Origin of the sequence: Faecalibacterium sp. Marseille-Q3530, from assembly GCF_017377625.1 — a bacterium.
In the GTDB taxonomy this organism is placed as follows: Bacteria; Bacillota; Clostridia; order Oscillospirales; family Ruminococcaceae; genus Faecalibacterium; species Faecalibacterium prausnitzii_E.
On the sequence record NZ_JAFREH010000022.1, the window covers coordinates 1 to 24694 of the forward strand.

23 protein-coding genes are annotated in these 24694 nt (G+C 61.5%); 21 read left to right on the top strand and 2 right to left on the bottom strand.

Annotated elements, in window-relative coordinates:
- The first annotated feature begins 250 nt into the window (after positions 1-250).
- Both J3350_RS13060 and J3350_RS13065 read left to right on the top strand, forming a co-directional pair.
- Positions 251-583 carry a PadR family transcriptional regulator gene (locus J3350_RS13060; protein ID WP_207686929.1) on the top strand — a complete coding sequence of 111 codons (333 nt, stop codon included), beginning with the start codon at positions 251-253 and terminating at the stop codon, positions 581-583.
- Positions 576-1256 carry a hypothetical protein gene (locus tag J3350_RS13065; protein ID WP_097792009.1) on the top strand — a complete coding sequence of 227 codons (681 nt, stop codon included), beginning with the start codon at positions 576-578 and terminating at the stop codon, positions 1254-1256. The genes J3350_RS13060 and J3350_RS13065 overlap by 8 nt, the downstream gene beginning before the upstream one ends.
- Before the next feature lie 123 nt (positions 1257-1379).
- Here the strand turns inward: J3350_RS13065 and fba are convergent, their stop codons facing one another.
- A complete protein-coding gene (gene fba, locus J3350_RS13070) occupies positions 1380-2243 on the bottom strand; it encodes a class II fructose-1,6-bisphosphate aldolase (protein ID WP_118553646.1) in 864 nt (287 codons plus the stop codon).
- 611 nt (positions 2244-2854) lie between these two features.
- Between fba and rlmB the strand changes: the two genes are divergently transcribed.
- The 8 genes from rlmB to J3350_RS13110 all read left to right on the top strand — a co-directional run bounded on the left by rlmB (position 2855) and on the right by J3350_RS13110 (position 13677).
- The gene (rlmB, locus tag J3350_RS13075) at positions 2855-3655 is read left to right on the top strand and encodes a 23S rRNA (guanosine(2251)-2'-O)-methyltransferase RlmB (protein WP_097792007.1); all 801 of its coding nucleotides are present in this window, start codon (positions 2855-2857) and stop codon (positions 3653-3655) included.
- A 42-nt stretch (positions 3656-3697) separates the two neighbouring features.
- Positions 3698-6385, top strand: a complete 2688-nt coding sequence (locus J3350_RS13080) for a cell envelope biogenesis protein OmpA (protein WP_242700293.1) — start codon at positions 3698-3700, stop codon at positions 6383-6385.
- A 137-nt stretch (positions 6386-6522) separates the two neighbouring features.
- The gene (rbr, locus tag J3350_RS13085; protein ID WP_118553644.1) at positions 6523-7062 is read left to right on the top strand and encodes a rubrerythrin; all 540 of its coding nucleotides are present in this window, start codon (positions 6523-6525) and stop codon (positions 7060-7062) included.
- Between the two features lie 226 nt (positions 7063-7288).
- Positions 7289-7987 (top strand): LytTR family DNA-binding domain-containing protein, encoded by a 699-nt coding sequence (locus J3350_RS13090; RefSeq protein WP_207686930.1) that lies wholly within the window; start codon positions 7289-7291, stop codon positions 7985-7987.
- A 20-nt stretch (positions 7988-8007) separates the two neighbouring features.
- On the top strand, positions 8008-8673 hold the full coding sequence (locus tag J3350_RS13095) for a sensor histidine kinase (RefSeq protein WP_118553642.1): 666 nt from the start codon (positions 8008-8010) through the stop codon (positions 8671-8673).
- 116 nt (positions 8674-8789) lie between these two features.
- On the top strand, positions 8790-10622 hold the full coding sequence (locus tag J3350_RS13100; protein WP_207686931.1) for an ABC transporter ATP-binding protein: 1833 nt from the start codon (positions 8790-8792) through the stop codon (positions 10620-10622).
- Complete coding sequence (locus J3350_RS13105; RefSeq protein WP_207686932.1) at positions 10619-12481, top strand: ABC transporter ATP-binding protein; 1863 nt, start codon at positions 10619-10621, stop codon at positions 12479-12481. Before J3350_RS13100 ends, J3350_RS13105 begins: the two co-directional genes overlap by 4 nt.
- Before the next feature lie 221 nt (positions 12482-12702).
- Positions 12703-13677 (top strand): Ig-like domain-containing protein, encoded by a 975-nt coding sequence (locus tag J3350_RS13110; protein ID WP_242700294.1) that lies wholly within the window; start codon positions 12703-12705, stop codon positions 13675-13677.
- Between the two features lie 100 nt (positions 13678-13777).
- Here the strand turns inward: J3350_RS13110 and J3350_RS13115 are convergent, their stop codons facing one another.
- The gene (locus tag J3350_RS13115) at positions 13778-13966 is read right to left on the bottom strand and encodes a hypothetical protein (protein ID WP_207686933.1); all 189 of its coding nucleotides are present in this window, start codon (positions 13964-13966) and stop codon (positions 13778-13780) included.
- An 86-nt stretch (positions 13967-14052) separates the two neighbouring features.
- Here J3350_RS13115 and J3350_RS13120 point away from each other — a divergent pair, with 86 nt between their 5' ends.
- The 11 genes from J3350_RS13120 to J3350_RS13170 form a co-directional block, all read left to right on the top strand.
- Positions 14053-14994: a ribonuclease Z gene (locus J3350_RS13120; protein WP_207686934.1), complete on the top strand. Its 942-nt coding sequence runs from the start codon at positions 14053-14055 to the stop codon at positions 14992-14994.
- Positions 14991-16319 (top strand): CCA tRNA nucleotidyltransferase, encoded by a 1329-nt coding sequence (locus J3350_RS13125; protein WP_242700295.1) that lies wholly within the window; start codon positions 14991-14993, stop codon positions 16317-16319. The genes J3350_RS13120 and J3350_RS13125 overlap by 4 nt, the downstream gene beginning before the upstream one ends.
- Before the next feature lie 64 nt (positions 16320-16383).
- Positions 16384-17490 (top strand): tRNA 2-thiouridine(34) synthase MnmA, encoded by a 1107-nt coding sequence (mnmA, locus tag J3350_RS13130; RefSeq protein ID WP_207686935.1) that lies wholly within the window; start codon positions 16384-16386, stop codon positions 17488-17490.
- A 91-nt stretch (positions 17491-17581) separates the two neighbouring features.
- Positions 17582-18352: a ThiF family adenylyltransferase gene (locus tag J3350_RS13135; protein ID WP_207686936.1), complete on the top strand. Its 771-nt coding sequence runs from the start codon at positions 17582-17584 to the stop codon at positions 18350-18352.
- Between the two features lie 348 nt (positions 18353-18700).
- Positions 18701-19591, top strand: coding sequence for a putative manganese transporter (locus J3350_RS13140; RefSeq protein WP_207686937.1), 891 nt, complete (start codon positions 18701-18703; stop codon positions 19589-19591).
- Positions 19592-19684: 93 nt separating this feature from the next.
- Entirely contained in the window at positions 19685-20575 is an 891-nt protein-coding gene (locus tag J3350_RS13145) for an HAD family hydrolase (protein ID WP_207686938.1), read from the top strand.
- A complete protein-coding gene (locus J3350_RS13150; protein WP_207686939.1) occupies positions 20572-21060 on the top strand; it encodes a DNA-deoxyinosine glycosylase in 489 nt (162 codons plus the stop codon). The genes J3350_RS13145 and J3350_RS13150 overlap by 4 nt, the downstream gene beginning before the upstream one ends.
- A 233-nt stretch (positions 21061-21293) precedes the next feature.
- On the top strand, positions 21294-21917 hold the full coding sequence (locus J3350_RS13155; protein WP_207686940.1) for a 5-bromo-4-chloroindolyl phosphate hydrolysis family protein: 624 nt from the start codon (positions 21294-21296) through the stop codon (positions 21915-21917).
- A gap of 64 nt (positions 21918-21981) precedes the next feature.
- On the top strand, positions 21982-23136 hold the full coding sequence (locus J3350_RS13160; protein ID WP_207686941.1) for a toxic anion resistance protein: 1155 nt from the start codon (positions 21982-21984) through the stop codon (positions 23134-23136).
- 1 nt (position 23137) lies between these two features.
- Positions 23138-23857: a LemA gene (locus J3350_RS13165; RefSeq protein WP_207686942.1), complete on the top strand. Its 720-nt coding sequence runs from the start codon at positions 23138-23140 to the stop codon at positions 23855-23857.
- A partial coding sequence (locus tag J3350_RS13170) for a YgcG family protein (protein WP_207686943.1) occupies positions 23854-24694 on the top strand: 841 nt, incomplete at its 3' end. The genes J3350_RS13165 and J3350_RS13170, both read left to right, overlap by 4 nt.

Genomic DNA, 24694 nt, shown 5'->3' on the forward strand with positions numbered 1-24694 from the left:
ATTCCGAACACAGTAGTTAAGCTCACTCGTGCCCAAGATAGTTAGCTGGAAACGGCTTGTGAAAATAGGTAGTCGCCGACTTGATCGAAACGCTCTAAGAGAAATCTTAGGGCGTTTTTTGTTGCACAAAAATGCGGTGTAATCTTTAGCACAAATGCGAATGCAGCAGGGCTTGACAGAAACACTACTATGTAATACAATGTAGACAAGCTACTACGTAATACAAAATAGCAGAAAGGAGGAGTCCCCGGTGGAAAACAACACACAGCTTCTCAAGGGTATTTTGGAGTTCTGTGTTCTGAAACTCATCAGCAGAGAGCCGACCTATGGCTATGAGATCGTGATGAATCTGAAACAGGTCGGTTTTTCAGACCTGAGCGAAAGCACACTGTATCCGCTGCTGCTTCGGTTGGAACAACAGGGAAAGGTCACAGTAGAACGCAGACCTTCCCCCAAGGGGCCAAGTCGGAAATATTACGTTGTAACAGAGGAAGGGCGGCTGGCGCTTTTTGAGTTTCGGCAGGATTGGAGCCAGCTCTGCCAGCTGGTAGAAAAAATTTTTAAGGAGGAGCCAGATGAATAAGTATTTTGCACTGCGAAAGGCAAACCGGATGCGTACAAAAATGCTGACTGAAAAAAGCCAGGAACAGCTCAAAGAAGTGATCGCCTATCTGCGCAGTGTCACATTCGACATCTGTGGCGTAGAAGTCGTCCAGAGCGATTTGATCGACATCGCGATGCGAGCCAATGAAGAGGGCTGCGAGCTGTTCCAGTTTATTACGGACGCCGAAACCTTTGTAAATGAGGTGAAGCCGAGCATGAAGCCACTGCGCTGGCCCGATTTTCTGATCTTTGAGATCTCTGTGCTTTGCTTTTGGGGATACGGTGTCGCCTCACTGGTGATGACACCCTCAATTCTGGCGGTCGTGCCGGATTTCAAAATCGACGTTACGCTGGCGTCTCTGTTGCAGCTGTGTATTTGTGTGCTTGGATTTTATTACCTCTATCGGAGCGCAATGGAGAAGGTCGGATTTCCGCCGAGAAAGCATCAGGTGAAGGCGGTGGCATTTACGGTACTCTATATTCTGGTGCTCTATGAGATCGGAAAACTCCTGCGTCTGGCGCTTGGGTCGATCGTTTTTATCCGCATTCCGGTCTGGCCCTATACCATCGCGAATCTGCTGATCGGTGCGGCCTTTCTGTGGCTCCGGTTTGACCGTTATGGAAAAGATGCCCGGTTGGAAGAACGGGTGTAAAAGCGAACGGACATCGTGGGGCATGGTCAAATCTCAAAACAAATACAGAAAAAGCGGCCCCGCCGCGTTGGAGATTCCAACGTTGCGGGGCCGCTGTGTTGTTCTTTGGTGGAGCGAGAGGATTTAGCCCTTGCCGGCGCAGCCGAACAGCTCGATCTTCTCCTTGCACTTGTCGATGATGGCCTGAGAGCCGGGAGCCAGCAGCTTGCGGGGGTCGAAGCCCTTGCCCTGCTGATCCTTGCCAGCCTCGATGTACTTGCGGGTGGCCTCAGCGAAGACCAGCTGGCACTCGGTGTTGATGTTGATCTTGGAAACGCCCAGGCTGATGGCCTTTGCGATCATCTCGTCGGGGATGCCGGTGCCGCCGTGCAGGACCAGGGGGATGTTGTTAGTGGCCTTGTGGATGCGGTCCAGAGCCTCGAAGTCCAGGCCCTTCCAGTTGGCCGGGTAGACACCGTGGATGTTGCCGATGCCGGCTGCCAGGAAGTCGATGCCCAGATCGGTGATCTTTGCGCACTCCGCAGGGTCTGCGATCTCGCCAGCGCCCACGACGCCGTCCTCGACGCCGCCGATGGAACCGACCTCAGCTTCGATGCTCAGGCCCTTGGAATGTGCCAGAGCGACCAGCTCCTTGGTCTTCTCCACGTTCTCCTCAATGGAGTAGTGGCTGCCGTCGAACATGATGGAAGAGAAACCGGCTTCCACGCAGGCCTTGCAGCCTTCGTAGGTGCCGTGGTCCAGATGCAGAGCAACGGGAACGGTGATCCCCATGGAATCGACCATTGCGCTGACCATCGCAGCAACGGTCTTGAAACCGGTCATGTACTTGCCGGCACCCTCGGAGACGCCCAGGATGACAGGGCTCTTCATCTCCTCGCAGGCGGTCAGCACAGCCTTGGTCCACTCCAGGTTGTTGATGTTGAACTGGGGCACACCGTAGTGGCCGTCGCGTGCCTTGATGAGCATTTCGGTTGCATTTACCAACATTATTCATTACCTCCGCAAATTCATATTATTGGGGTGAAAAGTCGTTTGAGAATGCGACTTTGCGTATCCCTTAACGAACCTGTAAGGTTAGTATACCCCAAACAAACTATAAAATCAATCCAAATTTTCAACATGGTTTCCCGTTCGTCAAAATGATGTTGGAGATTGTGGCAAAATGCGGGAACGAGACGTTCAAAAAATAGTCATATTTCCGACTTGAATTTTACAAAAAGTACGGCGGCTTCTGCACGGAAAATTTCCTCACGGTTGAAAACCCGGTTGAAAGTGTGGAATTCCACCCGGAAAGTGGGCGCAGATGCTTGATTTTTGAACACTTTCAACGGAGTTTTCAACATGTGGAAAAGAAAGGCCTGTTTTACAAAGTGTATATGGGCTCGAATGTGGAAAACTTTTGCCGAAAAAAATATACCGATAAAATGACAAGGGGGCTGCTCTCTGCCGACTGGGACAAAATTCAGGCGGGAAAAAAGGGGAATCCTATGGCAAAGGCGGGGCGGTTATGTTATACTTTACTATGACAATCTGTCGAATTTCGTAAACAGTGAAATAAAAAGGGCCTGTCCCTTTTCGATAAATGGAAGGAGAACACAATGGACGAACAGAAAATGCCGCGCCGCCCCCGCCGCGCTGCGGAAGACACGCCGAAGAATGAGAGCCTGGTCTACGGCAAGAACCCCGTGACTGAGCTGCTCAAGAGCGGCTCCGGTGTGGATACGGTGCTGCTGGCCGAGGGCATGGCCCCCGCTGTGGCGGCGTACTTCACCGCCATGGCCAAGGAGGCCGGGGCCACCGTCAAGCGGGTCCACCCCAACAAGCTCCGCCTGATGACCGGCACCGAGAGCCACCAGGGCGTGGCTGCGTTTGCCAGTGAGATCGAGTATGCCACGGTGGAAGACCTGCTGGCAGCGGCCAAGGCGAAGGGGGAGCCGCCCTTCCTCGTGCTGAGCGACGGCATCGAAGACCCCCACAATCTGGGCGCGGTGATGCGCAGCGCACTGCTCTGCGGTGCCCACGGCATCGTCATCCCCAAGCGAGGCGGCGCTTCCGTGACCCCCACCGTCATCAAATCCAGCGCCGGTGCTGCGGAGCGCCTGCCCGTGGCCCGTGTGGCCAACATCGGCGAGACCATCCGCCGCCTGAAGGACCAGGGCGTTTTCGTCTACTGTGCCGATATGGACGGTGTGCCCCTGCGCAAGAATAACCTCACCGGCCCCATCGCGCTGGTGCTGGGCAGCGAGGGCAGCGGCGTCTCGCAGCTGGTGAAAAAGCTCTGCGACGGCGTGGTGCGGCTGGATATGGCCGCACAGGGCACCGGCGTGGACAGCTTCAACGTCTCGGTGGCGGCTGGCATCATTCTGTATGAGATCCAGAGCCAGCGCGCAGGCGAATAAACGCGGACTGCTCCGCAGAGATTGAGCAGGGAGGTACAACGAATGGCGATGAATGATGCCCGTAAAAACGGCTTTGAAAAAACGAACCCGGAGGACCTCGCAGCCAAGGAAGAAAAATTCCGCACCTTTTTCAGCACCAGTGTGGCGCAGGTGCCCGATGAGATGAAGCACCGGGACGACGAAAAGCAGGAGCCTGCAAAGCAGAAGACCCAAAGCAGCATCCTGGGCCGCATCCTGGGCCGCGCCAAGGAGGAGGCAGAGCCTGCCCCCGAAAAGCCTGCCATGCCGCAGGAACTTCCGCCGACGGGTGAGATCCGGCTGGGCGGGGAGGACGAGGCCGCGGAGCCGAAGGCTGATCTGGAGCTGGCCGCAGACTTCTTTGTGGCAGAGGAGCCGGAACCGCCGGTGCAGCCTGCCACGGCCGCCCCGGCCGAGCGGAAGTCGGCTGCCGAAAAGCAGCCCGCTCCGCAGCCGCAGCAGCCGAAATATGAGAAGAACTATGTGCGCGGCCCGCTGACCCCGCAGGAGCAGAAGGAACATGCCGAGATGCAGGAGCTCAAGGCCCTGCTCTTCCCGGCTCCGAAACCGGCCCGGCCCGAAGCGGACACGCCCGCCCCGCAGGAGGTGCTGGGCGTCGAGACCGCCGCATTGGAGGCCGAGGAAAAGGCCTGCGCGGCCCTGCCGAAGATGGTCTTCGCCGAGGACCGGACCCGCAAGCCGGAGCCGGAAGAGGCCCGACCGGAGCCGACCCAGCCCTTCCGCTTCTTTGGGGAAGGCGACGACGAAGCCGCGCCTGCGGCCCCCACGCGGGAGACGCCGCCCAGCATGGACGACAGCATGAGCATCCCGTTGGTGGGCCTTGAGGAGGAACCGGAAGCGCCGGTCTCCGCACCGGATGCCGCGCCCGCCGAAGCTGCCCAGCCTGCGGAAGCGGCTGCAAAAGCCGCGCCCGGCGAAGCATCCGCAGCCGAGACGCCTGCGGCCCCGGCAGAGGAAGCTGCCGAAGAGTCTACCCCCGAAACCGTGGGCGAGAAGCTGCATAAGATGAGCGCAGAACTCACGCTGCGCTGTGTGCTCAGCGGCATCCTGGCTGTGGTGCTGCTCCACTTCGGGCTGACGGCGGCGGGCCTGCTGGCACCCATTGCCTCGCTGGACCCGGTCGTCGCTCCGGCGGCATTCTACGCCGCCAACCTGCTGGTGCTGGCTGCGGCGCTAGCCGTGGCCTACCCCGTCCTGCGGGACGGTCTGAGCGGCCTGAAAAAAGACCGCCGCCCCAGTGCGGACACCATGCCTGCGCTGGCCGCCTGCGGTGCGGCGCTGGAAGCCGCCATCGCCCTGCTCAACGCCAGGAGCTACCAGACGTCCAGCTGGACGCTGCTGTCCGGCATCGCGGCGCTGGGGCTGTTCATGGCCCTGCTGGGCAGCCGGGTGCAGCTGGCCGCTGTGAAAAACGGCTACGACCTGGCCACCAAAGACCCGGCCGGGCTGCAGGGGGCGTTCCGGGTCAGGGACAAGGACCTGATCCGGATGCTTGCCCGCAGTCTGGACGAAAAGGACCCCTGGGTCCTGCTCAGCCGCCCGGTCCAGTGGGACGACGTCCTGCTGGAACAGAGCTTTGGCGAGCGCACCAGTGAGCGCCGCGCCCGCAAGACGTCGTACATCCTGCTGGGGGCTGCGGTGCTCAGCGGTCTGGCGTTCCTGCTGTTCGGCGGCGGATTCAACGGCATGGCTGCGGCCATGACCGCCATGCTCTGCATGGGCGCTCCGCTCTCCTCCACGCTGGTGGCCGGTCTGGCCACCCTGCGGCTGCAAAAGAGCGCCGCCGCTGCCGGTGCGGTCATTCCCGGCTGGGCCGCGATCGAAGAACTGGGCGGCGTGGACACCGTGCAGGTGGACGCCGACGAGCTTTTCACTGCGGACAGCGTGAATCTGGAGGACATCCGCATCTTCAAGGGCGGCCGCATCGACCGCGCCATCCTCTATGCGGCCAGCATCCTGAACCAGAGCTGCGAGACTCTGCGCGGCCTGTTCCGCCAGATCATTGAGGATCGCACCGACATCCTATACCCCGTCAAGGATCTGGAGACCCACTACGGTCTCGGCTTTGCGGCTTGGTGCGATAACAACCGTGTCCTGATCGGCAACCGCGCCTATATGGAAAAGGAGGGCGTTCCCGTGCCCGAAACGGAGTACGAGGAAGAGCACTCCCAGCATGGGACCTTGCAGATCTTGTATCTGGCGGTTTCGGGCAATCTCCACGCCATGTTCGTGCTGCGCTCCACAGGCGGGCGGAATGCGGCCCGCGGGCTGGAAGTGCTGCAGAAGGAGAACATCCGCCTTCTGGTCACCTGCAAAGACCCCAGCCTGACCGCCAAGCACATCACCGACGCCTACCATCTGCCGGAGGGCATGATCACCCTGCTGGAACAGGACCAGTGCGACGCCCTGAACGCCGCCCCGGCGCAGCCGGAGAACGCCGCCCGCTGCTGTATGCTGCACGATGAGGGCTTCGTCAGCCTCATCGGCGGTCTCCGCGCCGCCGAGCAGGCCCAGAACGCCGAGACGGCTGCCACCACGGTGCAGCTGGTGTCGGTCTGGTTCTCGGTGGCCATCGGTGTGTTGCTGACCTATGCGGGCAGCATCGGCACCCTGTCCGTTGCCGCTGTGCTGATGTATCAGGCCGCATGGAGCGCCCTCAGCCTGGCCGTCTGCGCGCTGAAGCAGCACTAACTGAAAATAATTCTTAAAATAAATAGGAATTATTCTTTATTTTGAGTTCAAATTCTGCTATAATACTCTCAGAAGGAACGCCCCGGCTGCAGCCGGAGGTAAACATATACACACAACAATAAAGGAGAGCATGGATTATGGAACTCAAGGGCACCAAGACCGAGAAAAACCTGTGGGAAGCATTTGCAGGCGAGAGCCAGGCCCGCAACAAGTATACCTTCTTCGCCAGCGTAGCCAAGAAGGAAGGCTATGAGCAGCTGGCCGCGATCTTTGAGGAGACTGCCGCCAACGAAAAGGAACACGCCAAGATGTGGTTCAAGGCCCTGCATGGCGGCTCCATCCCCGATACTATGACCTGCCTGGAAATGGCAGCGGGCGGCGAGCACGATGAGTGGACTGAGATGTATCCCCGCATGGCAAAAGAGGCCAAGGAAGAGGGATTCCCTCAGTTGGCTGCGCTCTTCACCATGGTGGCTCAGATCGAAAAAGAGCACGAGGAGCGCTACCGCGAGCTGGCCGAGAACCTGAAGAACAATCAGGTTTTTGCCCGTGAAGAGCAGCAGGTCTGGCAGTGCAGGAACTGCGGTTACACTTACATCGGCAAGTCTGCACCCCTCAAGTGCCCCGTCTGCGCACATCCCCAGAGCTATTTTGAGCTGAAGAAGCACAACTACTAAGAACCAGCCCAAGAGGCTGCGATACTCCCCCAGTCACGGCGCTGCCGTGCCAGCCCCCTCGGAGAGGGGGCCTTGGCGTGGCGGTAGGCCGGAAAAGCCTCCCTCTTTGAGGGAGGTGTCATCGCGCAAGCGATGACGAAGGGAGGTTCGCGGCCTCTTTTTTTGTTGCAATCCCACCGGAAATGTGTCATAATCGGAAAAAAGATAACAGAGGGGAGAGAACAGGATGGCTTATCGGGCAGCGGTGTGCGACGACAGCGCAGCGGATGCGGACTATGTGCGCGGCATCGTGGCGCACTGGGCAGAGCAGCGGGGCGTCGCGCTGGAATGCCGGGCCTTTTCCTCGGCGGAACAGTTTCTGTTCTGCTACGCAGAGGATAAAAACTTTGATTTATTACTGTTGGATGTGGAAATGCCCGGAGCAGACGGTGTCACGCTGGCCAAAATGGTCCGGCAGGAGAACGAAGCCGTGCAGATCGTCTTCATCACCGGCTACTCGGATTATATCGCCGAGGGCTACGACGTGGCCGCGCTCCATTACCTGATGAAGCCGGTCCGCCCCGAAAAGCTCTGTGCTGTGCTCGACCGCGCGTGGGAGAAGCACCGCCGGAACGAGCGCTGCCTGAACCTCGAACGTTCCGGCGAGATGATCCGTCTGCCGCTGTACGAGGTGCGGTATCTGGATGTGCACCAGAACTATGTGACCGTCCACGCCAGGCAGGATTATACCGTCAAACGGACGCTGGCCGAGTTCGAGGCAGAGCTGGACGAGCAGTTCTTCCGGGTGGGGCGGGGGATGATCCTGAACCTGAAGCAGATCCGCCGCGTGACCAAAAAGGAGGTCGTTCTGGCGGACGGCACAGTGCTGCCCCTGCCGCGCGGCAGCTATGAGCCGCTGAACCGGGCCATCATCGAGAGGACATGAGGCAGAGGAAGGGAAAACAGATGCTGAAACTTTTTTCAAGGCTTTTGGATCACCGCATCGAAGCCTACCAGCGGGAGCTCATCGAGACGCATTACAAAGAGGTGGACAACATGTACCGCCAGATGCGGGGCTGGCGGCACGATTACCGCGGCCACATCCAGACCATGAAGGTCCTGGCGGCGCAGGGGGATCTGGAAGGCATCCGGGCCTACCTTGACCAGCTGGACACCGACCTGAATACCGTGGACCTTGCGGTCAAGACGGGCAACGCCATGGCGGATGCCATCCTCAACAGCAAGATCTCCCTCGCGAAGAGCCGGAACATTCCGGTGCAGATCGACGCCCATATCCCGGTCCGGCTGAAGATGAGCGAGCTGGATCTCTGCTGCATCCTCGGCAACCTGTTCGACAACGCCATGGATGCCAGCGCCGCCCTGCCCGAAGCCGAACGCCTCATCCGGGTGTACATGGATATGAAAGGCACCCAGCTCTACATCTCGTTCACCAACTTCACGGCCAGCCAGAAGCAGACAAAACTTGCCGGGCGGTTTGCCACCACCAAGGGCGAGGGCCACGGCTTCGGGCTGGTGCGCATCGACGCCATCGTCGAAAAACTGGACGGCTACCTCAGCCGCAACAGCGAGGATGGAGCCTTTACGACGGAAATCTTGATCCCGCAAGTATGAAATTGGAGGGAAACCATTGCAATTCATCCCCCAAAATGAACCGTTCGTCCCCGATCTGTGCCGGGGGCGATTTTTTGTGGTAGGATAGGCCCAGACGAACGAAAGGGGAATCCCACATGGAAACGGGAACGAACAAAACGAAGCAAAAACCAAAATACGACCTCTGGCAGATCACGGCCTATATGCTGGGCGTGGCATGGCGGGGCAGACATTGGACGGTGTTCACGGTCGGGCTCTCGCTGGCGCTGGTCACGGCGGGCAGGACCATCGCGGAGCTGCTGTTTGCCCCGGCGGTGCTCCGGGTTCTGGAACAGGGGATGGCGCTGGGCCGTCTGCTGGCGGTCATTGGCGGTTTTTCCGTGCTGCTGGTCGCACTGACCTTCCTGCAAAGTTATCTGAGCGAACTGAATCTCTTTGGAAAAATGAACGTCCGGGTCGATATCCTGGACCTCTCGGCCCGCAAGCGGGCCGGCACCTCCTACCCGAACCTGCTGGACAAGCGCTTCCTGGATCTGAGCGCCAAGGCTGACCGGGCCGGGAGCACCAACAATGAATCTGTCGAAGCATTCTGGGTGAGCTGGGGCGAGATCCTGACCAACCTCTTCGGCTTCGGGGCCTACTTGCTGCTGTTGTCCGGCCTGAACGCCTGGCTCTGCCTGCTGGTCTGCGCCACATCGGTCGTCAGCTATCTGGCGTCCCGGCGAATCAACGAGTGGGGCTACCGCCACCGCGAGGAGGAAGCCGGGTATGTGAAGCGGCTGGCCTATGTGCAGAAGGTCGCCACCGACCGGCAGTACGGCAAGGATATCCGTATCTTCGGTCTGCGGGAGTGGGTGGAAGAACTTTGGGAGAACACGATGCGGCTCTACCACGGCTTCCTGCTCCGGCGGGAGACGGCCTACCTCTGGGCCAATGTCATCGACCTGGCCCTGCTGCTGGTGCGCAACGGCGCGGCCTATGCCTACCTGATCTGGCTGACACTGGAACAGGGCCTGCCGGTCTCGCAATTCCTGCTCTATTTCGGTGCGGCCACCGGTTTTGCCCAGTGGGTCAGCGGCATTCTGGAAAAGTTTGCAAAACTGCACAAGCAGTGTCTCGATATCTCCACCGTGCGGGAATTTCTCGAATATCCGGAACCGTTCCGCTTTGAGGACGGCCTCCCGCTGGAAAAGCGGCTGGACACCCCCTATGAGCTGCGGCTCGAAGGGGTCAGCTACCGATACCCCGGCGCGGAGAAGGACACCATCCACAAGCTCGACCTGACCGTCCGCCCCGGCGAGAACCTCGCCATCGTGGGCCTGAACGGTGCGGGCAAGACCACGCTGGTCAAGCTGCTCTGCGGCTTCCTCGACCCCACTGAGGGCCGCGTCCTGCTCAATGGGCAGGACATCCGCCCGTATAACCGCCGGGATTATTACAAGCTGTTCGCGGCGGTGTTCCAGGATTTCTCGGTCCTGTCGGCCACTGTGGCCGAGAACGTGGCCCAGTGCCGCACCGGCATCGACGAGGCCCGCGTCTGGCACTGCCTGGACGAAGCGGGCCTGACCGAAAAGGTGCAGAGCCTGCCCAAACAGCTGGAAACGCAGATCGGCCGGGAAGTCTACGAAGACGGCGTCGAGCTGTCCGGCGGGCAGACCCAGCGGCTGATGCTGGCCCGCGCGCTGTACAAGGATGCGCCTGTGCTGGTGCTGGATGAGCCGACCGCCGCGCTCGACCCCATCGCCGAGAACGACATCTACCAGAAATACAACGAGATGACGGCAGGCAAGACCAGCCTGTTCATCTCGCACCGGCTGGCCTCCACCCGCTTCTGCGACCGCATCCTCTATCTGAAGGACGGCCGGGTGGCCGAGGAGGGCACCCACGAAGAGCTGCTGAAACGAGGCGGCGGCTACGCCGACTTGTTTGAGGTGCAGAGCCAGTATTACCGGGAGGAGAACGAAGCATGAGCGCATCGAACAAAACGATCACCATCCGGCAGGGGTGCCGGTACGCCTGGCGGGAGTGGAACATCTTCTGGAAGCTGTCGCCGAAGTTTTTCTATGCTACCTTTGCCAGTGCCGCCCTCACGGCGCTGAGCCCTTATGCCACGGTCTGGCTGTCGGCCCAGCTGGTGGGCGAACTGTCCGGCGGGCGGGACCCGCACCGGCTGATGGTCTGGGTGCTCTGGACCCTGGGCACGACCGCCGTGCTGACCCTTCTGCGCGCGGCAGCGTTCCACTGGAAGGAAGCGGAAACGGACGATCTCTGGCGGCGGCAGACCCGAACGTATATGGACAAGCAGATGTCCCTCGACTACGTGGATGAGGACAGCCAGCGGGTCTATGACATGTACAGCCAGATCCAGCAGGACGCCGGGCTCACGGGTGCGGGCGGCACGGTCTGCATTTTGCAGGTGGAGAAGATCGCCACGGCACTGTTCCAGATTCTGGGCGGCGTGGTGCTCTGCTGGGGGCTGTTCACCGCGGCGGTGCCGGACGGGCGGCTGGCCTTTCTGGGGCACCCGCTGTTTCTGGCGGCGTTCTGGGCCGTGATGGTCTGCACCGCCTGCCTGTCGCCCGTGTTCGCGGGGCAGGAGGCCAAATATATGCCGCTGCTGCAGGAGTCCGGGAAGCTGGGCAACCGGATGTTCCACGTCCAGCTCACCCTACCGGAAGAGCCGAAGAACGCCCCCGACCTGCGGATGTACGACCAGTATCAGAATGTGGTCAGCGGCTATATGGTGGGTCTGTGGGATGCCTTCGCGAGGCTGCGCCGGGGCGCGATGGGGATCTTCCGGTCGGCCTCCTCGGCAGTGTCAGCGCTGCTGATGGGGCTGGTCTATCTCTTTGTCTGCCTCAAGGCCTGCGGTGGGGCGTTCGGTCTGGATGCCGTGACGCAGTACCTCGGTGCGGCCGCCAACCTGTTCCAGGGCGTCGTCACCCTTGTGAACATGCTGGCCGAGATGGAGATCAACGGCGTCTATATGAAAAACATCTTCGATTACCTCGACCTGCCAAACAACATGTATCAGGGCAGCCTGACCACCGAAAAGCGGAGCGACCGCCAGTATACGGTGGAGTTCCGGGATGTCTCCTTCCGCTACCCCGGCAGTGCGCAGTACGCCCTGCGCCACCTGAACATGAAGTTCAAGGTCGGCGGGCGGCTGGCCGTGGTGGGGATGAACGGCAGCGGCAAAACGACCTTCATCAAGCTGCTCTGCCGCCTGTACGACCCCACCGAGGGAGTCATCCTGTTGAATGGAATCGACATCCGGAAGTACCGCTACGACGAGTACATGGACATCTTCTCGGTCGTCTTTCAGGATTTCCGGCTGCTGGCCCTCCCGCTGGGCCAGAATGTCGCGGCCTGCACCGGATACGATGCCGCCCGCGTGACCGACTGCCTGCAAAAGGCGGGCTTCCGTGACCGGCTGGCGGCGATGCCGCAGGGGCTGGACACGGCGCTGTATCAGGAGCTGGACGAGAACGGCGTGAACGTCTCCGGCGGCGAGGCGCAGAAGATCGCCATCGCGCGGGCTTTGTACAAGGATGCGCCCTTCATCATCCTGGATGAACCCACCGCCGCGCTCGACCCCGTGGCCGAGGCGGAGATCTACGCCAAATTCAACGAGATCGCGGGGGACAAAACGGCCATCTACATCAGCCACCGGCTGTCCTCCTGCAAGTTCTGCGATGAGATCGCCGTCTTCGACCACGGCGAGGTCATCCAGCAAGGCACCCACGAGCGCCTGCTGGCCGACACCGCCGGAAAATACTATGAGCTGTGGAACGCGCAGGCCCAGTATTATACGGAGGAACCGGCATAAAGATATTGTCCGGATGGGATTTTTTGCACAGTTTTTGCTGCAAAAAACTATGCGTTTCCACAAAAAGCGGCTCGAATTGTGAACTCTTAGGGCGAACGGCTTGAAAAGAATTTGCATCCTGTGTACAATGAAACGAAAGTGAGAACGATCATGACGCGGAAAAAGTACCTGTGTGCGGCACTCCAATTCTTTGAAGCGAAAAAGGAGGGACGTTCGACCCTATGAGACATTCTTTTCACCCGATGGGACGGGTGCTCTGTGCCCTGCTGCTGGGGGCAACGCTGACCCTCTCGCCGCTGGCGGCGCAGGCAGCGCCCCGCGCGAAGAACAGTTCCGCAAAGCTCGCGCTGGAAGTGACCGAGATGGAGCTGGAGATCACGGCGGACGACCAGCGCCCCAAAGCCTACCTTTACACCGGCGGGCAGAGCGATTATTATTTCATCGTCTGGATGAGCAGCAACCCCAGTGTGGCCACCGTGGACGGTGACGGCAAGGTGACGGCCCGCAGTGTGGGCAAGGCCACCATCACCGCCATCTCGGACCACGGCGACCGCGCCGCCTGCGAAGTCACCGTCACCCGCAAGGGGGAGGAGGCCGAGGCGCAGAAACCCACCCTCAGCGAGACCAGTCTGGAACTGGTGCAGCAGTACGATGCCCTGCACCCTACACAGCAGCTCACGCTGACCAACAGTGACCATTCCTTTATTTATGTGTACCAGTGGCGGAGCAGCGACCCCAACATCGCCTCGGTCGATGACAAAGGCGTCGTGACGGCCCAGAAGCCGGGCAGCGCCACCATCACGGCTTTTGCTTCCAACGGGCAGGCGCTGCGGTGCGCCGTCACGGTCACATCCGAGGTCGGCAAGGTCACACTGAACAAGGCAGACCTGCTGCTCAAGACGGTAGGCAGTCAGGAGGCCCTGTGCGCCACGGTGGCCGTGGAGAGCGGCGGCAGTGTGCCCATCACCTGGGTCACCAGCAATCCGGGCGTTGCCACGGTGGACGCCAACGGCGTCGTGACGGCTGTGGCCGACGGCGAGGCAAAGATCACCGCCCTTTCGCCCAGCGGCCGATACGCGGTGTGCAGTGTGGTCGTCGGCCTGGCCGGGGACAAATACGACACCGAAGAGGACCTGGCCGACGAGCTCAAGCTCCCGGACCCTTATGTGGCCGTCCGGCTGAATCGGCTTTCCTGAGCATAAAAATAAGCCGCGCCTTCGCAGGTGCGGCTTATTTTTATGCGGTCAGATCTTGTTGCCGGAGTCAAGAGAAAATCTGAAATTTCACGAAAATTTTTTACACCCCCGGCAGGAACAGCATCGTCCCGCGGGTGGCCATCATGGGCTGGAACGCGCAGCTGAACAGCCCGCACGCCACGGCCAGCACCAGGGCGAAGAGCAACAGCAGCACCAGACGGGGAGCGTGGGAAGACCTGCGGGGACCTTGCTTGCGCTGCATGGGGCATCCTCCTTTCCGGAACATCATCTGCCCCAGCCTATGCACCCGCTGCGCCGATTGTGCACCGGGGCGAAGTGTGGTACACTAAAGGGAAACGATACGGAGGACTTTTTATGCTGACCATTACTCTGCTGGGCACAGCGGCCACCATGCCCCTGCCCGACCGCGCCCTGACGGCGGCAGTGGCCGAATGCGGCGGGCACAGCCTGCTGTTCGACTGCGGCGAGGGCACCCAGACCGCTGCCCGCCGCGCCGGGGTCAACCTGATGAAGCTGGACGCCATCTGCCTGACCCACTACCACGGCGACCATATCTTCGGCCTGCCCGGCCTGCTGCAAACGCTGGGCTGTCAGGACCGCACCCGGCCGCTGACGATCTTTGGCCCGGCCGAGGGGATGGAGCCGGTCTGGGGCGCCATCCGCACCTTGACCGGCCCCCAGCCCTATGCCATCCGGGCTGTGCCGCTGGGCACCGACCCCGTCCGGCTGGACGCGCTGGCCCCCGGCTGGCCGGTGGGGGCCGAACTGCTGCCCTTCCGGACGAAGCACCGGGTCCCCAGCCGGGGCTACCGGCTGGACCTGCCCCGCGCAGGCCGCTTTGATCCGGCCAGAGCCAGGGCGCTGGGGGTGCCGGTGCAGCAGTGGAGCATGTTGCAGCGTGGGGAGCCGGTCACTCTGGAAGATGGGGCAACCATTGCACCCGGACAGGTGCTGGGCGCACCCCGCAGAGGGCTGCGGTTCGTGTTCTCCGGCGATACGGCCCCCTGCGCTGCGCTGGAACAGGCCGCACAGGATGCCGACCTGCTCCTCTGCGATGCCACCTACCCGGACGATGCGCAGCAGGCCCAGGCGAAACAGTATGGGCACAGCACCTTCCGGCAGGACGCTGAACTGGCGGCGCGGGCCGGGGTGCGGCGGCTCTGGCTCATGCACTATTCGCCCATCATCACCGACCCGGAAGCCGCCCGCCCGGCGGCGGAAGCGGCCTTTCCGTCGGTGGAATGCGGCGTGGACGGACAACAGATCATTTTGCGATACGACGAGGAACCTTCATGACAGCTGAGACCATTTCCTTCCCGCTGGACCCCGGTGCAGCGGCCCTGCTGACGCGCCTCCATGCGGCGGGCTATGCCGCTTATGCGGTGGGCGGCTGTGTGCGGGACAGTCTGCTCGGCCAGACCCCGCACGACTGGGACCTCTGCACCAGCGCGACCCCCGAACAGGTGCTGGAGTTGTTCGGGGAAGCGCACTGCATCCCGACGGGATTGCAGCACGGCACCGTGACCGTCAAACACGGCGGGGAGCTGTACGAGATCACGACCTTCCGTACCGAGGGGGCGTATTCCGACGGCCGTCACCCGGACCACGTCGCCTTTGTGCCGGACGTGAAAGAAGACCTGGCCCGGCGGGATTTCACCATCAACGCCATGGCCTATAACGCCGAAGAAGGGCTCATCGACCCGTTCGGCGGGCAGAACGACCTTGCCGCCGGCATCGTGCGGGCGGTGGGGGAGCCGCAGCGCCGGTTCGAGGAAGACGCCCTGCGCATCCTGCGGCTCTACCGGTTCGCGGCCCGGTTCGGCTTTGCCATCGACCCGGCCACCGGGCAGGCGGCCAGAGCGCTCTGCCGCCATCTGGACTGCGTGTCCGAAGAGCGCATCGCGGAGGAGCTGAGTCGCCTGCTGGCGGCTCCGGCACCGGGGGCCTATCTGGAAGCGGAGGTGCTGGCGGTCATCTTCCCGGAACTGGATGCGGCAGAGCTTCCGGAAAGCCGACGCATCCTTGACGCGCTGGAACCGGGCATGGAACACGTCCCGGTCCGGCTGGCTGCACTGCTGTGCCCGCTGGGCGAAGCCGGTGCAAGAGCGGCGCTCAAGCGGCTCAAGTGCTCCAACGCCCTGACCGGTACGGTGGCGACGCTGGTGGGGGAGAGTCGGGAGCTTCTTCCTCAGACACGAATCGGGCCATTCCATTGCCCGCCCCATTGCCTGCGGCAACAGGGCCCCACCCACCGGACGGTCTTCGGAAGAACTTCCGACTCTCCTTTGGAAGAGACACGGATTCAGACGAAGCGCCTTCTGGGAAAGTATGGTCTGCACATGGTAGAGCAGTTGGATGCGCTCTGTGGGGCAATCGCGCCGGACCGGGTGGCGGAGTTTGCTGTGCAAGCCGAGCTGGCCCGTCAGTTGGAAGCGGACGGTGCCTGCTGCCGCATCAACCAGCTGGCCGTGAATGGCCGGGACCTGATGGACGCAGGCATCCGGCCGGGGCCGGGGCTGCGCCGGGTGCTGGACGCTCTGCTGGAACAGGTGCTCACTGGGCAGCTCCCCAATGAGAAAGCGGCACTTCTGGCCGCAGCGGCGCAGGTCGCTGCGTCTTGACAAGCGAACGGACGTGCGGTAGTATAATACTACTGCTTTTGTATGTTATAACAAGAGGAACAAAATGACAGAAACACAGAATGCAAACCGCCCCGGTGCGCTCATTGCGATGAGCGGCGGCGTAGACAGCTCGGTTGCAGCCTGGCTGATGCAGCAGAAGGGCTATGCCTGCACCGGCATCACGATGCGGCTCACCCGCAACGAGACGCTGGGCCAGTCCGGCTTTCACACCTGCTGCTCGGAAAAGGACATCGAAGATGCCGCCGAGGTGGCGTATGCGATGGACATTCCCTATGAGGTGCTGGATTTCACCGCCGACTTCCGGGAAAAGATCATCGAAAAATTCATCCGGGTCTATGAGGCGGGCGGCACCCCGAACCCCTGCATCGACTGCAACCGGTATATGAAGTTCGACCACCTTCTCTCCTGGGCGCGGGAGCATGGGATGGAGTATGTGGTCACAGGCCACTATGCCCGCGTGGAGCAGGACGAGACCACCGGCCGCTGGCTGCTGAAGAAGGGTCTGGACGAAGGAAAAGATCAGAGCTATGTGCTTTACAACCTGACGCAGGAGCAGCTGGCTCATGTCCGCCTGCCGCTGGGGGCACTGCACAAGAGCGAGGTGCGTGAGATCGCGGAGCAGCAGCATTTCATCAACGCCCGCAAGCACGACAGCCAGGACATCTGCTTTGTGCCGGATGGCGACTACGAAAAGTTCATGGAAGATTTCACCGGCAAGCGCTACCCGGCAGGCGATTTCCTCGACGAGGCAGGCCGCAAAGTGGGCACCCACAAGGGGGCCGTGCGGTATACCATCGGCCAGCGGAAGGGTCTGGGCCTTGCCATGGGCGCACCGGTCTATGTCTGCGCCAAGGATATGCAAGCAAATACGGTCACGGTCGGCCCGGAGAAAAGCCTGTTCGACCGCATCGTCTACGCCGAGGAGGTCAACTGGATCGCCATCCCGGCGCTGACGGCCCCGCTGCGGGTCACGGCCCGCACCCGGTATCATCAGGTCGAGCAGGCCGCGACCGTCTACCCGGCGGGCGAGGACCGGTTCCGGCTGGAATTTGACGAGCCGCAGCGCGCGCCTACGCCGGGGCAGGCGGTGGTGCTGTATCAGGGCGATGTGGTCCTGGGCGGCGGCACCATCGTGCAGGTGGAAAAGTGACCCGCTCCCCGGTGGGAGCGCATGATGAAGCAACCGAAAACCGGCTGCGCCGGGCAGGCGCGGCAGGACCAGAGAAGTGGAGAGTATCGATATGCAAGATCAGTATTCCCGCACCCAGCTGCTGCTGGGCAAGGAAGCCATGGAAACGCTGCACCATTCCCGTGTGGCAGTGTTCGGCATCGGCGGCGTGGGCGGCTATACCGTTGAGGCGCTGGCCCGCAGCGGCGTGGGTGCGCTGGACCTCATCGACGACGATAAGGTCTGCCTGACCAACCTGAACCGCCAGATCGTGGCAACCCGCAAGACGGTGGGGCAGTATAAGGTGGATGTGGCGGAACAGCGCATCCACGAGATCGACCCCAACATCAAGGTCACGACCTACAAGACCTTCTTCACCCCGGAGACGCAGGACCAGTTTGATTTCACCCAGTACGACTATGTGGTGGATGCCATCGACACCGTCACCGGCAAGATCGCGCTGGTGGTCAAGGCCAAGGAGGCGGGCACGCCCATCATCTGTGCCATGGGCGCAGGCAACAAGATGGACCCCACCCGTTTTGAGGTGACGGATATCTACAAAACTTCCGTCTGCCCGCTGGCCAAGGTCATGCGCACCGAGTGCCGCAAGCGGAAGATCAAGCACCTGAAGGTCGTCTACTCCAAGGAGCCTGTCATGACGCCCATCGAGGATGATTCCATCAGCTGCAAGAATCACTGCATCTGCCCGCCGGGCACCCAGCGCAAGTGCACCATCCGCCGCTCCGTCCCCGGCTCCAATGCCTTTGTGCCGTCGGTCGCCGGTCTCATCATCGGCGGCGAGGTCGTCAAGGACCTCATCGGTTTCGTGCCTCTGAAGGGGTAAGTAGAAATTGAAATCGGCTCTGCCGAAAAATCGGAAAAGCGTTTGCGCCGACTGGCGCACCGCCCGATTTTTTGGCAGGGCCTTCTTCTTTGGGATTATCAAGGGCGAGCAGCCCTTGATTCGTGCCTCCCGCGCTTCGAAAGTAGCGGGTGCTTTTCTGGTTCTCTTTTGGCACGCAAAAGAGAACATATCCTACGCAGCAAAAAGGGAAAATAGAAAAACGCAAATAAATTGCAAATTCCTCTTGCAATTTGCGCCGAAACCATGTATAATCTCCCTTGCACGAAAATGCAATCAATTTGCAATTTACAAAACTGAAGCGCCGTTCCGGTGCAAGGAGAACCCCGTATGGAACTGTTTTTGGATGTTTTGGGCGAGAGCCTGGTCGATACGGCCAAGATGCTGCCCTTTCTGTTTTTGGCCTATCTGTTCATTGAATACGTCGAGCACCGCCATGGCGAGAAGATCGAGGCCGTGCTGGAACGCAGCGGCCGCTGGGGGGCTATCCCGGCGTCGCTGCTGGGCTGTGTGCCGCAGTGCGGCTTTTCGGCCATTGCATCGAACTTTTATGCCTCCCGCGTTATCTCGCTGGGCACCCTCATCGCGGTGTTCCTCGCCACCAGCGACGAGGCGGTGCCGCTGCTGATCTCGATGCCGGCGTACTGGGATAAGCTCGTGCTGCTGATGGTCATCAAGGTGCTGTACGCCATTGCGGTGGGCCTGGTGCTGGACTTTGTGCTCCGCGGCATCCTGCCCAAGTCCCTGCGGGGCGGCTACACCGGCAGCGCCGATGAGATCGACTGCCACGAGACCCACGACGACGAGGAAGGGCATGAACGCCCCATCTGGCAGGCCGCGCTCCGCCATACGCTGGAGATCTTTGTCTTCATCTTCGGGTTCAGCCTGCTCTTCGGCCTCATCGTCGAGGGCGTGGGCGAGGACGTGTTCGCGGACGTTCTGGGCCAGATGGGCTTCTTCCAGCCGGTGTTCTCGGCGCTGGTGGGCCTCATCCCCAACTGTGCGGCCAGCGTTCTGCTGACCCAGCTCTACGTCGAAGGCGCCCTCCGCTTTTCCAGCCTGGTGGCGGGCCTGTGCACCGGCGCAGGCGTGGGCCTGGCGGTGCTCTGGCGGGCGAACCCCTCCTGGAAGCAGAACCTCTTCATCACCGGCCTGACCTGGGCCTCCGGCGCTGCCGTGGGCGTGGGCATCCAGCTCGTGGTCGCGCTGCTGGTGGGCTGAGCCGGATCTATTATTTGATCTGCCGTCCTGAAATTGCTCAGGGCGGCTTTTTGTGGTATACTGGAACATATTATAAAAGCAAGGGAGAACACCATGCAATATCAACTTCTGGCAAGTGATTTCGATAACACGCTGGTCCCCTTCGGGGAGCCGAAGCCCCACCCGGCGGTGGTCCGGGCCGTGAAAAAGATGCAGGCGGCGGGCGGCAGGTTCGTGCTCAGCACCGGGCGCGGGTACTGCGTCGTCAACAAAGAGCAGCTGGGCGGCATCCGCTTCGATTACGCCATCACCTGCAACGGGGCCTGTGTCGTGGACAAAAACGGCACCGTTGTGGCCGAACACCCGCTGACCAACGAGGAAATGTACGCCCTCGTGGATTTCTGCGAGGATTACAACTACCCGTTGCAGTTCAACTACCGGGATGCCTATTACGCCTACTGCGAGTACGATGCACTGAAGAGCTTCTACGATTCCCTGCCGAAAAGCGGCCTGACCTGCCTGGATGGTGAGGACCAGGACCGCCACCTCATCGACATGCCCCACGCGGCCTTCGTGGTCATGCCGCCGCAGGAGCTGTCCCGCTTCCACGAAAAGTTCGGCCACCTGGGCCTGCACTTCATGCAGACGGGCGGCGTCGGCCGAGACGGCTGGTGCTGTTATGACGTCGTGCGCGGCGGCATGGATAAGGGCGTGGGGCTTTCGGACCTGTGTGAGAAGATGGGCCTGACCCTGGCCGACGCCGTGGCGGCGGGCGATTCCGCCAACGATGTGGGGATGCTGAAGGCGGCGGGCCTCGGTTGCTGCATGGCCAACGGCACCGCCGACGCAAAGGCTGCGGCCGACCGCGTCATCGGCGATGTGCGGGAGGACGGCCTGGCCGCTCTCATCGAGGAACTCTGGTTCGACGGCCCGAAGGCTGTGCCCTCCGGCCGCGACCTTGGCTCGGCCTGGGACGCGATGGAAAAGGCAGGCGTGGCGGAATGAGCTTTGCGCCGGTCTACAACGCGCACAGCCGCGCCCTCATCCTCGGCACCTGGCCCAGCCCGAAAAGCCGCGAGATGGCGTTCTATTACGGCCACCCGCAGAACCGCTTCTGGCCCATGCTGGCCGCGCTGACCGGGGAAGCCGTGCCCGCGCGGGAGGACATCGAGGCCAAAAAGCAGATCATCCTCCGCCATGGGCTGGCGTTGTGGGACACGCTGGAGCGCTGCACCATCACCGGGGCGTCGGATGCGTCCATCCGGGATGTGGTCCCCAACGACATCGCAGGGCTGCTGGCAAAAGCGCCCATCGAGGCGGTGTTCTGCAACGGGGCGACGGCCTATAAAATTTATACCAACTATCTGGAACCCATCAGCGGCATCCCGGCCGTCAAGCTGCCCAGCACCAGCCCCGCCAACGCCGCCTGCCGCCCCGACCAGCTGAAAGAGATCTGGGGGAACGCTTTGGAACGCTGGATCTTGCCTTGAGCGCGAAGCCCGGCTGTGCAGGAGCCGCAGGCGACAGCGCACAGACCTGCCCGGCCTGCCAAGGGCTCGCCCTATGGGAGAGCTGGCATCGCGGAGCGATGACTGAGAGGGCAAGCCATGAAATCTTGATTTCAAAGCTGTAAATTATTCGTGAAACGCTTGCGTTTTTCCCAAAAGGCTTTATTATGGAACCATACAGGGAGCCGCAGGCTCCCGGACAAGGAGTTCGAAACATGAGCAAGATCATTCGCACCTCAAAGCCCAGCGTTCTGCCGTGGTATGCGGCGGCGCTGGTGTTCGTGGTGCTCTGCGCGGTGCTGCCGGTGTATCAGCTCTGGGCGCTGCTGGTGTCGCTGGGCGGTGCCTGCGCGGCGCTCGGCGCGGCAAAAAAAATCTGCCCGCCCCGCGTAGTGGAACACGAAGTGCCCTTCCACACCGGCGTGGACGATGTGGACGCCATGCTCACCGGGATGCAGAAGCAGCTGGATACTCTCCACGCCCTGAACGAGGCCCTGCCGGACCCGAACCTCTCGGCGGCGATGACCCGGATGGAAAAAGCGGGCCGCTCCATCGTGGAGACGGTGGAGGCCAGCCCCGCCAAGGCCAAACAGGTGCGTCGGTTTGCCAACTACTACCTGCCCGACGCCGTGAATGTGCTGCAGCAGTACGCCAGGCTGGCCCGACAGGGCGTCAAGGGCGAGAACGCCGCTTCCATCCGCGCGGAAGTGGAGCACAATGCGGCGTCCATTGCCACGGCATTTGAAAACCAGCTCGATGCCCTCTATGCGGCGGAGAGCATGGACCTCTCGGCAGACCTGACCGTGCTGCAGAACATGCTCAAGGGCCAGGGCTTATAACGGAAGACCGGCGCAGGCCGCCGTGCGGCAGGCGCTGTTGGAACTGGAAAGGACGGAATCAACAATGGCTGATAACAATCCCCTGAATTTTGCCCTCGATGCCCCCGCAGTACCCCCTCTGCCGCTGGCCCCCGCTCCCGCGGCTGCGCGGGTGGAGGAGAAGAAGGAAGCCCCCGCCCCCGCCGCACCGGAAGTCCGGCTGACCCCGGAGGAGCAGGCGATGGTGGATTCCTTCGCAGAAAAGATCGACATCACCAACAGCCAGCAGGTGCTGCAGTATGGCTCCGCCTGCCAGAAAAAGATCGGCGACTTCTCCGAAGCCGCCCTCTCCAAGGTCTCCACCAAGGACCTGGGCGAGGTGGGCGACATGATCACCGACCTCATCGGGGAGCTGAAGAGCTTCGACGCCAACGAAGAACAGCAGAAGGGCATTTTGGGTTTCTTCAAGAAGAAGGGCGACCAGCTGGACAACCTCAAGACCAAGTACAGCAAGGCCGAGACGAATGTGGAGAACATTCAGTCCATGCTGGAGGGCCATCAGGTCCAGCTGCTCAAGGATATCGCGATGCTGGATAAGATGTACGACCTGAATATGGCCTACTTCAAGGAGCTGAGCATGTATATCCTGGCCGGCAAAAAGAAGCTGGCCGAGGTCCGCGCCAACGAGCTGCAGCAGGCCATGGACAAGGCGAAGACCTCCGGCCTGCCCGAAGATGCTCAGGCTGCCCGCGACCTGGCCGACCAGTGCGAGCGCTTTGAAAAGAAGCTCTACGATCTGGAGCTGACCCGGAACATCAGCCTGCAGATGGGCCCGCAGATCCGCCTGCTGCAGAACAACAACACCATGATGGCCGAAAAGATCCAGTCCACCATCGTGAACACCATCCCCCTGTGGAAGAACCAGATGGTGCTGGCGCTGGGTCTGGCCCACACCCAGAAGGCCATGCAGGCTGAGCGCGCCGTCACCGACATGACCAACGACCTGCTCAAGAAAAACGCCGAGGCCCTCAAGATGGGCACCATCGAGACGGCCAGAGAGTCCCAGCGCGGCGTGGTCGATATCGAGACGCTGCAGCAGACGAACAAGAGCCTCATCGAGACCCTCGACGAGCTGAACAAGATTCAGAACGAGGGCCGCGCAAAGCGGGTGGCGGCCGAGCAGGAGCTGACCCGCATCGAGGACGAACTCAAGACCAAGATGATGGAGATCCGGAGCTAAGATGGCGAACGCAGATTTTTCCCAGAATCAGAATCCCAACCCCGGCGGCTTTGACGCAGGCAGCTACCGCGAGGCGGCACCGAAGACCGAAACGGCCCGCCTGACCCCGGCACAGCAGAAGCTGGCCGGGCTGGAAGCGGCCCTTCCGGCGGCACTGCGCACCCAGGGCGCAGCCCTTGCGCTGAGCGTGGTGGTCATGCTGGCGGCGTTCTTCGGCTTTGGCGGGGCCAAGCTCAAGGCCAAGGCCAACGAAGCCGCCAAGTGGTACACCGTCGGTGTTTCAGCCGATGGCGGCTACACCCTGAGCGAAGAGCTGATCACCCGCGCCAACACGGCGGCGAACATCCTCACCACCGGCGGCAATACGCTGGGAGCCGACAACGCCGAGGTGCTGGCCGCGCAGGACGCGCTGAGCGTGTTCAACAACGACCTGGACGGTGTGAATACGGGCAAGACCCGGATGCACGCCATTTACGAAGACAATGCCGCCCTGGGCGCGGCCATCGACCAGCTCTACGCAAAATTGCAGGAGCAGGCCGCCGACCCCATGAAGATGGGCGCGGTGCAGGGCCAGTACGGCCAGTTCAACAGCGCGGACACCATCATCGGCAACCTGACCTATAACGAAAAGGTCTACGCGTATCAGAAGGACACCGGCGGCTTTCCGGCCAGTGTGCTGAAGGGCCTGTTCGGTGTCAAGGAGGTGGAACCTTTCGCATGAAAACGATGAAACGATTTGCTTCCCGGCTGTGTGCCGTGCTGCTGGTTTTGACGGTCGGCGTCACGGCGCTGGTGCCTGCTGCCTTTGCGGCCAAGGCCCAGCTGCCCAGCCTGCCCAGCGACCAGTGCGTCGTGGACGATGCCAATGTCCTGAGCGACAGCACCACCACGACGATCGAGAACCTCAACGCCCAGCTGACCGAACAGTGCAGCGGGGCACAGATCGGTGTGCTGACCGTGGAGTACACGGGCAGCATCTCCACCGAGGACTACGCCGTGCAGGCCGCCAACGCCTGGGGGCTGGGCAGCTCCAGCAACAACAACGGTGTGCTCATCCTTCTGGTGATGCAGTCCCAGCAGTATGCGGACGGCGACTATTATCTGGCGACAGGCGACGGCTTCCGCAACACCACGCTGGAAAAACAGGCCAGCGCCATTGCGCAGACCATGGAGGACAGCTTTGCGGCGGGCGACTATGACGCCGCCGTGACCACCTGTGCCCAGAATGTGGCCAGCACCATTGCCGACATCTACGGCGTGACCCTGAGTGGCACGACCGGCAGCACCGGCACGGTGGGCAATGGCAATACGGGCAGTTACAATGATTCCTATTACGATGCCCCGGCGGCATCCTATCAATCGCCCTTCGTGACGCTTCTGTCCGTTCTGGTCATCCTGTTTGCCCTGAAGGTGATCTTCAGCGGCATCCGGCATGGCATGGGCGGTGGCGGTTTCGGCCCCTTCTTCGGCTTTGGTCTGGGCTACGGTCTGGGCAGCTGGCGCCGCCGCAGACCTCCGTATGACGACTGGGGCCCCGGCGGCCCGCGCGGCCCCAGAG

Bases quoted from the DNA above. Each gene is read 5' to 3' on its own strand.
- J3350_RS13065 (WP_097792009.1), top strand. From the start codon at position 576: ATGAATAAGTATTTTGCACTGCGAAAGGCAAACCGGATGCGTACAAAA.
- fba (WP_118553646.1), bottom strand. From the start codon at position 2,243: ATGTTGGTAAATGCAACCGAAATGCTCATCAAGGCACGCGACGGCCAC.
- rlmB (WP_097792007.1), top strand. From the start codon at position 2,855: ATGGACGAACAGAAAATGCCGCGCCGCCCCCGCCGCGCTGCGGAAGAC.
- J3350_RS13080 (WP_242700293.1), top strand. From the start codon at position 3,698: ATGGCGATGAATGATGCCCGTAAAAACGGCTTTGAAAAAACGAACCCG.
- rbr (WP_118553644.1), top strand. From the start codon at position 6,523: ATGGAACTCAAGGGCACCAAGACCGAGAAAAACCTGTGGGAAGCATTT.
- J3350_RS13090 (WP_207686930.1), top strand. From the start codon at position 7,289: ATGGCTTATCGGGCAGCGGTGTGCGACGACAGCGCAGCGGATGCGGAC.
- J3350_RS13095 (WP_118553642.1), top strand. From the start codon at position 8,008: ATGCTGAAACTTTTTTCAAGGCTTTTGGATCACCGCATCGAAGCCTAC.
- J3350_RS13100 (WP_207686931.1), top strand. From the start codon at position 8,790: ATGGAAACGGGAACGAACAAAACGAAGCAAAAACCAAAATACGACCTC.
- J3350_RS13105 (WP_207686932.1), top strand. From the start codon at position 10,619: ATGAGCGCATCGAACAAAACGATCACCATCCGGCAGGGGTGCCGGTAC.
- J3350_RS13110 (WP_242700294.1), top strand. From the start codon at position 12,703: ATGAGACATTCTTTTCACCCGATGGGACGGGTGCTCTGTGCCCTGCTG.
- J3350_RS13115 (WP_207686933.1), bottom strand. From the start codon at position 13,966: ATGATGTTCCGGAAAGGAGGATGCCCCATGCAGCGCAAGCAAGGTCCC.
- J3350_RS13120 (WP_207686934.1), top strand. From the start codon at position 14,053: ATGCTGACCATTACTCTGCTGGGCACAGCGGCCACCATGCCCCTGCCC.
- J3350_RS13125 (WP_242700295.1), top strand. From the start codon at position 14,991: ATGACAGCTGAGACCATTTCCTTCCCGCTGGACCCCGGTGCAGCGGCC.
- mnmA (WP_207686935.1), top strand. From the start codon at position 16,384: ATGACAGAAACACAGAATGCAAACCGCCCCGGTGCGCTCATTGCGATG.
- J3350_RS13135 (WP_207686936.1), top strand. From the start codon at position 17,582: ATGCAAGATCAGTATTCCCGCACCCAGCTGCTGCTGGGCAAGGAAGCC.
- J3350_RS13140 (WP_207686937.1), top strand. From the start codon at position 18,701: ATGGAACTGTTTTTGGATGTTTTGGGCGAGAGCCTGGTCGATACGGCC.
- J3350_RS13145 (WP_207686938.1), top strand. From the start codon at position 19,685: ATGCAATATCAACTTCTGGCAAGTGATTTCGATAACACGCTGGTCCCC.
- J3350_RS13150 (WP_207686939.1), top strand. From the start codon at position 20,572: ATGAGCTTTGCGCCGGTCTACAACGCGCACAGCCGCGCCCTCATCCTC.
- J3350_RS13155 (WP_207686940.1), top strand. From the start codon at position 21,294: ATGAGCAAGATCATTCGCACCTCAAAGCCCAGCGTTCTGCCGTGGTAT.
- J3350_RS13160 (WP_207686941.1), top strand. From the start codon at position 21,982: ATGGCTGATAACAATCCCCTGAATTTTGCCCTCGATGCCCCCGCAGTA.
- J3350_RS13165 (WP_207686942.1), top strand. From the start codon at position 23,138: ATGGCGAACGCAGATTTTTCCCAGAATCAGAATCCCAACCCCGGCGGC.